Here is a 289-nt window from a genome sequence, read left to right as displayed (position 1 = left end):
GGAACGAGCTCGATGGGACCACATCAGCGCTCAGGAGTCCGACATCGGTGCGACGCTCAACAAGGCACTCGAAGCAGTCGAGGACGAGAACGACTCGATTGCCGACCGAGTACTCACCTCCGTCGACTTCAACGACAAGGACCGCCTCTCCGACGCGACGCTCGACGAGCTCGTCACTCACTTCTCGAAACATCGATACCGAAACGCCGACCTCGAAGATTCGGACATCTTCGGTCGAGCCTACGAGTATCTGATTCGGCAGTTCGCAGACGACGCTGGGAAGAAAGGA

General features: G+C 58.1%; 1 protein-coding gene. It reads left to right on the top strand.

Annotated elements, in window-relative coordinates; translation table 11 throughout:
• A partial coding sequence (locus AUR66_RS06590) for a type I restriction-modification system subunit M N-terminal domain-containing protein (RefSeq protein WP_197409691.1) occupies nucleotides 1–289 on the top strand: 289 nt, incomplete at both ends.

It is taken from the genome of Haloferax profundi (assembly GCF_001469865.1).
Classification (GTDB): Archaea; Halobacteriota; Halobacteria; order Halobacteriales; family Haloferacaceae; genus Haloferax; species Haloferax profundi.
Note: the sequence above shows the minus strand (reverse complement) of the source record. Positions and strands in the feature narration are given on the sequence as shown.